We start from the raw sequence: 6,531 nt of genomic DNA, 5'->3' as shown, positions 1-6,531 counted from the left end.
CGGGGCCGGGTGCGTGTGTCGGGGCGCTCCCCGCAGGGCGCCGAACGCACCACTGCCGCGCGTTCCGGCCCCCGGCACCGCCGGAACGGGCCGACCGGCCGCGGCGGGCATGACGGTTACCCCCGCCCGGAGACGACCCGGGCAGGGGCTTCGTGGTGCCGTGCGTCAGCTCGGGTCGGTCTCGATGACCACGGTCCGCTCGGCCGGGGTCCTGCCACGCAGGGCCTTGCCGAGCGCGCCGGCGACGTCCTGCGGGGTGACCGCCGTCTTCGCACCGGTGCCGCGGGTGATCAAGACGCCGTCGAAGGTGTTCCCGTAGGTCTCCTTGAGCGCCTCCAGGTCGAACTTCTCGGTGAGGCGACCGTCCACGGCCTGCATGCTGAGGATCTTGGGCAGCGACAGCTTGCCGAACGCGATGGACTTGGCACCCGCCTTGACGGTGGCGTTGGCGGACATCGCGGGCTCGGCGAACTCCTTCATCGCACGGTCCAGTTCGGCCTGGCCCACGACCGGTTCCCTGGTGGCGGTCGGCAGCTCCACGACGGCCGCCTTGCCGGTGCCGACCTGGTCGCGGAAGGCCTTCGTGACGAGGTCTACGGAGCTGTCCACGTCCAGGCCGGTGCCCGCCTTGCCGGGGACGGCGACGGCCTTGCCGCCCTCGAACGTGATCGTGCCCTCGGTGACGGAGCCCGCGGTGCCCGCGAGTTCCTGCAGTGCGACCTGGAGCTTCTCCTCGTCGACGGGCATCACAGCCTCGGCGACCCGCTCGTTGCCGAGGAGCGAGCCGATGACCGTGATGGGGTTGTAGTCGCTGCCGGCCGCGTTGCGGACCGTGGTCTGGGCGTCCAGGGTCAGGCCGGCCTTGTCGGGCTTCAGCTCGACCGGCTTGCCGCCGACGCTCAGCTGGATCGGGGCCGCGGCCCGGGTGCCGAAGGCCGTCTGCAGCTTCGCGGCGGCCTCCTCGCGGCTGCCGCTGATGTCGACGCCGAGGACGGTGGTGCCCTTGGGGACGTCGGAGTGGTTCAGGAGCAGCCCGGCGCCGTAGGCCACACCGATGAGCGCCACGATGCCGCCGCCGACCAGAACCAGCTTGGAGCGGCCCTTCTTGGCGGGCTTGGCGGGCTGGGCGGAGGCCTTGGCCCCGGCCTGCCTGTCCGCGGGCGGCGTGGGAAGGGGGCCGGCCGGCGCGGGCGCCGGTACCGGGTCGGGCAGCGGGCCGTCCAGGTCGGGCCCGGGCCAGCTCGCGCCCGCCGGACCGCCCGTGGTGGGGCCGGAGCCGAAGCCGGGGCCGCCGGTGGGCCCGGCGGGAGCGTCGGCGTGGCTGTCGTAGACGGGGAACGCCTCGGTGGTCGGGCCGCCGTCGCCGGGGCCGGCGCCGTACGCCGGGAAGCCCTGGGGCGCTCCGACGCCGGGGCCACCGGGCATCGGGGCCGCCGGGGCGGGCGGCTGCGGCTGGGCGTAGCCCGTGCCGTAGTCGGCGACGGGCGGCGGCGGGGTGCGCGGCGGCGCGTACGCGGCGTCCTGCGCCGGCGGGGCGTACCCGGCGCCCGGCGCGGGCGGGGCCTGGACGTGCGGCGGGTACGCGGCGGCGGGCGGCGGCGGGGTCTGTGTCGCGCCGGGCACCCGCTTGGCGAGCGGCGGCGCCGGGGCGGCCGGCGGCATCTGCGCGGCGGCGGGCGCCGCGGGCGCGGGCGCAGCGGCGGGCGGCTTGCGCGGTGCGAACCAGTTGCTGGCGGCCGGCTCCTCAGCCTGCGCCTGCGTCGGGGCCGGGTCCGGCGCGGCCTCGACACGGGTCGGCCGGGGCCCCGGACGCTGCGCGAGCGGGGGCCTGTCCTGCTGCCCGGGTCCCTGCTCCGGCTCCGGCGGGGTCTGCGGCCCGTCGGAGGAGGAACCGGAGTTGGTGCCCATCGACTTGCGCACGACCACCGGCGGGATCGGCCGCGAGCCCGGGATGTTGATCCGGATCCGGGTCGTCAGGGTGGTCTCGGTCTTGGGCCCGTCGGATTCGGGCGTGGACGGATTCGAGGTCACAGGGTTCTCCTCCGGGGCGGTCGCCGCGCCAGGCCCGGGTGGCACAGTCGTGGACGGGTACTGGCCGGTTCCGTACGGCGGCGTACCCGAGGGGTAGGCGGCTCCAGCGGGCCCCTGGGGCCCGGAGGACGAACTGTCGGTTTCACGACTCAAGGCAGGTTCTCCCGGTTGGCTCCGCCGCCCGTCATACCGTGCGCGGGCAGCTCGGCGGCCCGTCCACCATACTGGCCGCCGCCCGCACGCAACTGACTGCCAAGGATCAGGGGTTCCTCACGAGGCCCGCCGAACCACCCCGAAGCGCCGTACGGGCCCCGCCCGCACAGCTCGGCCGCACTCCCTACGAGGTCCGACACCACGTCACTTGACGGAGCGTGCGGCCGAAACCGGCCGATCCACCGGAAGGCTGATCGTGGCACACATCACAGCCAGCACCGTCCCACCCAAAAGGTAGGCGTACATGCCGATTCCGGACGAACTGAGCAGGAAGTCCCCCTCGGGACGCGGGACACCGAGCACCACGTAGGCGAGGAACCAGCCGACGGCCCCGCCGCCCACCCCGAGACCGGTGCCGAGGGCGAGCCGGCCGCCGAGGAACAGTCCGAGGAGGGCCAGCAGCGCGAGCAGCAGCCCGCCGGGGAACCACAGGTCCACGACCAGCCAGCCGGCCAGGCCGGTCAGTACGCCCAGCACCAGCAGGCCCAGGCAGCCGGCGATCCGGCCGGCCGTCGGCGCGCCGGTCACGCCTCCACCCCCGCGAAGAGGTCGTGTTCGCGCTCGCCCGCCGCCGCGCCCGGGCGGCCCTCGACCAGTTCGTAGTACTCGCGCGCGAACAGCGGCTGCGCCAGGTCGTTGGAGAGCGCGAAGAAGGGTCCGTCCACGGCGATCTGGGTGGCGTGGGCCCGCATGGCGGCCGTCTTGGCCGCCACCAGGGCCTCGTCGGCGTCGATCTCGGCGGTGATCCGCTCGTCGTCGACGACGCCGGGGACGTCGCGCGGTGAGGCCAGTCCGGGGAAGGGCACCTCGGTCCGGGCGGCGCCCAGCCGGGCGAAGCCCTCCTCGACCACCGAGAGGGGCACGCGGTTCCAGTAGATCTTCCCGATCGTGTGCGGGTCGCCCAGGTCGCGCCGGTAGGCGGTCTCCGCGGCCAGTTCGGCGGCGCGCATGGCGACCCGGTGGGCCTGGATGTGGTCCGGGTGGCCGTAGCCGCCGTCGGGGTCGTAGGTGACGAGCACCTGCGGGCGCAGCTCGCGGATCACCTCCACGAGGTACGCGGCGGCCTCGTCCACGTCGGCGGACCAGAAGGCCTCCGGGCGGCGGTTCTGCGGGGCGCCCATCATCCCGGAGTCGCGGAAGCGGCCGGGACCGCCGAGGAACCGGTGGTCGTGAACGCCCAGTTCGGCCATGGCGGCGGCGAGTTCGCCGATCCGGTGCGTGCCGAGGGTGTCGTCGTGGTCGGCCGTCAGGTGGGCGAGCGCGGGCGGGATGACCTCGCCCTCCTCGCCCAGGGTGCAGGTCACCAGCGCGACGTGGGCACCCTGGGCCGCGTACTTGGCCATGGTGACGCCGTTGTTGATCGACTCGTCGTCGGGGTGCGCGTGCACGAAGAGCAGACGACGGGCGGGAAGACCGTTCATGGGCCTAGCGTAGGGGGTGTCCCGCGTCGGTCCCGGCCTGCCCGCCCCGCCCGGCGGGCCCCGGCGGCGGCGACCGGGACGCCGCGTAGGGCGTGTTTCGAAAGTCCCGCCTGCCCCACGACGCCTGGTACGCACGCTCGCCGCGTTGTCGGGATCTTCCACGTACGCCCAGTACGAGGACGACCCTCCGCCTTGCGATCGCACGCACCAGACGCCGCGGGGCCCGCCCTCCGGGCGGACGGCGCTACTTTCGAAACACGCCCTAGAACTTGATGCCGCTGATCATGCTCGCCACGTTCGAGGTGAGCTGGCTGAGCGTCGGGGCGATGGTGGAACTCGCCAGGTAGAAGCCGAGGAGCACACAGACCACCGCGTGTCCCGCCTTCAGGCCCGCCCGGCGGACCAGCAGGAAGACGATGATCGCCAGCAGCACCACGGCAGAGATCGAGAGTGCCACGGCGTTTCACCTCCACGTCGAGCGGACATCGGTACGCGTATTCGTGCTCGGCGAGAGTCATACCCACCGTGCGCTACGGATCATAACTATCCGTGCCAGCGCATCGATCGAAATCCGGCAGCACAAGGGGCGCATGCCGCGCACGGGCGGGGTCACACGCAGGCCGGCCGGGGGGCGTTTACGCCCCCCGGCCGGCTGTCGGCACCCGCACGGCCGCACGGCACCCAGGCTGCCTGCCCCAGATCTCGGGGCAGAAACGGTCAAGTTGCCCGCAGGTAAACCGAGTTGGGATTCGATGCCCACCCCTGCAGTCGGCACACCAGGGGTGGCCGGAAATGATCGGTCGGCGTGGGGATCGTCTCAGCCGGTGTCCTTCCCGACCGTCCGCCCGCCCTCCTCCGGCGGCACCTGCGGGACCACCCGCTTCTCCGCCGCGAAGTGACACGCCGAGGGATGCGCCGCCGGACCGGAGGCGAACGCCTCCGGGACCGCGAGCAGCGGGACCTCCGTCGTGCAGCGCTCCTGGGCCTTCCAGCAGCGGGTGCGGAAGCGGCAGCCCGACGGCGGGTTGGCCGGGGACGGGACGTCGCCGGAGAGGATGATCCGCTCGCGGTGGGCGCGCGCCTGCGGGTCGGGCACCGGCACGGCCGAAAGCAGCGCCTGCGTGTACGGATGGGTCGGGTGCTCGTAGATCTCGGCGTCGGTGCCGATCTCGACGATCCGGCCGAGGTACATGACGCCGACGCGGTCGGAGATGTGCCGCACGATCGAGAGGTCGTGCGCGATGAAGACGTAGGACAGGCCGAACTCGTCCTGCAGCTTCTCCAGCAGGTTGACGACCTGCGCCTGGACGGAGACGTCCAGCGCGGAGACCGGCTCGTCGGCGACGATGATCTCGGGCTGGAGGGCCAGGCCGCGGGCGATGCCGATGCGCTGGCGCTGGCCCCCGGAGAACTGGTGCGGATAGCGGTTGATGTACTCCGGGTTCAGGCCCACGACGTCCAGGAGCTCCTGGACCTTGCGGCGCCGGTCGCCCTTCGGGGCCACCTCGGGGTGGATCTCGTACGGCTCCCCGATGATGTCGCCGACCGTCATGCGCGGGTTCAGCGAGGTGTACGGGTCCTGGAACACCATCTGGATGTTGCGGCGGACGGCCTTCAGCGCGCGCCCCGACAGCCGGCTGATGTCCTCGCCCTTGTACGCGATGGAACCCGCTGTCGGCCGTTCCAGGTTGACCAGCATCCTGGCCACGGTGGACTTGCCGCAGCCGGACTCGCCGACGATGCCCAGGGTCTCGCCGGCGCGCAGCCCGAAGGAGACCCCGTCGACGGCCTTGACCGCACCGACCTGCTTCCTGAACAGGATGCCCTGGGTCAGCGGGTAGTGCTTGACCAGGTCCTTCACCTCAAGAAGGGACTCAGCCACGGAGGCACTCCTTCCAGAAGTGACAGGCGCTGGCCCGCGCCACGGGCGACTCCGTCACCGGGTACAGGGGCGGGACGTCGCTGCGGCAGACCTCCTGCGCCATCGGGCAGCGCGGGTTGAAGGCGCAGCCGGGCGGGATGCGGAGCAGGTTGGGCGGCAGGCCCTTGATCGCGTACAGCTCCTGGCCCTTCTGGTCCAGGCGCGGGATCGAGTCCAGCAGGCCGCGCGTGTACGGGTGCGCGGGCGCCTTGTAGATCTCGTGGACCGGAGCGGTCTCGACGATCCGGCCCGCGTACATGACCGCGATCTTGTCCGCGACGTCGGCGACCACGCCGAGGTCGTGGGTGATCAGGATCAGACCCATGTTCATCTCGCGCTGGAGTTCCGCGAGCAGGTCCATGACCTGGGCCTGGACGGTCACGTCGAGAGCCGTCGTGGGCTCGTCGGCGATGATCAGGTCCGGCTCCAGGGCCAGCGCCATGGCGATCATGATGCGCTGGCGCATACCGCCGGAGAACTGGTGCGGGTAGTCCCCCACCCGCTGCTTCGCCGCCGGGATCCGCACCCGGTCCATCAGCTCGACGGCCTTGGCCCGGGCGTCCTTGCGCGACATCCCGCGGTGGACCTCGTACATCTCGCCGAGCTGCTTGCCGACGGTCAGCACCGGGTTCAGGGAGGACAGCGCGTCCTGGAAGATCATCGCCATGTCGGCGCCGCGGATCCTGCGCCGCTCGTCCTCCTTCATCTTCAGCAGGTCACGGCCCTTGAAGAGGATCTCGCCGCCGGCGATCCGGCCCGGCGGCACGTCCAGGATCCCCATCACGGCCTGGGCGGTCACCGACTTGCCGGAGCCGGACTCGCCGAGCACGGCCAGGGTCTCGCCCTCGTCCACCGAGTAGTCGACCCCGTTGACCGCCTTCGCGACGCCGTCGCGCGTCTTGAATTCCACGTGCAGGTCGCGGACTTCGAGCAGCATGTGCGGGG

General features: G+C 72.6%; 6 protein-coding genes. All 6 read right to left on the bottom strand.

Features of this window, described 5'->3' with window-relative positions; all coding sequences use genetic code 11:
* Window positions 1-165: 165 nt before the first annotated feature.
* A complete protein-coding gene (locus tag ACIPXC_RS15725; RefSeq protein ID WP_401617670.1) occupies window positions 166-2,031 on the bottom strand; it encodes a hypothetical protein in 1,866 nt (621 codons plus the stop codon).
* 357 nt (window positions 2,032-2,388) lie between these two features.
* Complete coding sequence (locus tag ACIPXC_RS15720; RefSeq protein ID WP_401617668.1) at window positions 2,389-2,772, bottom strand: DUF6113 family protein; 384 nt, start codon at window positions 2,770-2,772, stop codon at window positions 2,389-2,391.
* Window positions 2,769-3,665, bottom strand: coding sequence for an N-acetyl-1-D-myo-inositol-2-amino-2-deoxy-alpha-D-glucopyranoside deacetylase (mshB, locus tag ACIPXC_RS15715; RefSeq protein ID WP_401617665.1), 897 nt, complete (start codon window positions 3,663-3,665; stop codon window positions 2,769-2,771). The genes ACIPXC_RS15720 and mshB overlap by 4 nt, the downstream gene beginning before the upstream one ends.
* A gap of 262 nt (window positions 3,666-3,927) precedes the next feature.
* Window positions 3,928-4,122 carry a hypothetical protein gene (locus tag ACIPXC_RS15710; RefSeq protein WP_030036986.1) on the bottom strand — a complete coding sequence of 65 codons (195 nt, stop codon included), beginning with the start codon at window positions 4,120-4,122 and terminating at the stop codon, window positions 3,928-3,930.
* Between the two features lie 360 nt (window positions 4,123-4,482).
* Window positions 4,483-5,547, bottom strand: coding sequence for an ABC transporter ATP-binding protein (locus tag ACIPXC_RS15705; protein WP_401617663.1), 1,065 nt, complete (start codon window positions 5,545-5,547; stop codon window positions 4,483-4,485).
* Entirely contained in the window at window positions 5,540-6,523 is a 984-nt protein-coding gene (locus ACIPXC_RS15700; protein ID WP_401617661.1) for an ABC transporter ATP-binding protein, read from the bottom strand. Before ACIPXC_RS15700 ends, ACIPXC_RS15705 begins: the two co-directional genes overlap by 8 nt.
* Window positions 6,524-6,531: the final 8 nt, after the last annotated feature.

It is taken from the genome of Streptomyces sp. NPDC090021, from assembly GCF_044748225.1.
Lineage (GTDB): Bacteria > Actinomycetota > Actinomycetes > Streptomycetales > Streptomycetaceae > Streptomyces.
Note: the sequence above shows the minus strand (reverse complement) of the source record. Positions and strands in the feature narration are given on the sequence as shown.

What these genes read in the sequence shown, in the direction of transcription:
- mshB (WP_401617665.1), bottom strand. Translation starts at nt 3,665, where the DNA reads ATGAACGGTCTTCCCGCCCGTCGTCTGCTCTTCGTGCACGCGCACCCC.
- ACIPXC_RS15700 (WP_401617661.1), bottom strand. Translation starts at nt 6,523, where the DNA reads ATGCTGCTCGAAGTCCGCGACCTGCACGTGGAATTCAAGACGCGCGAC.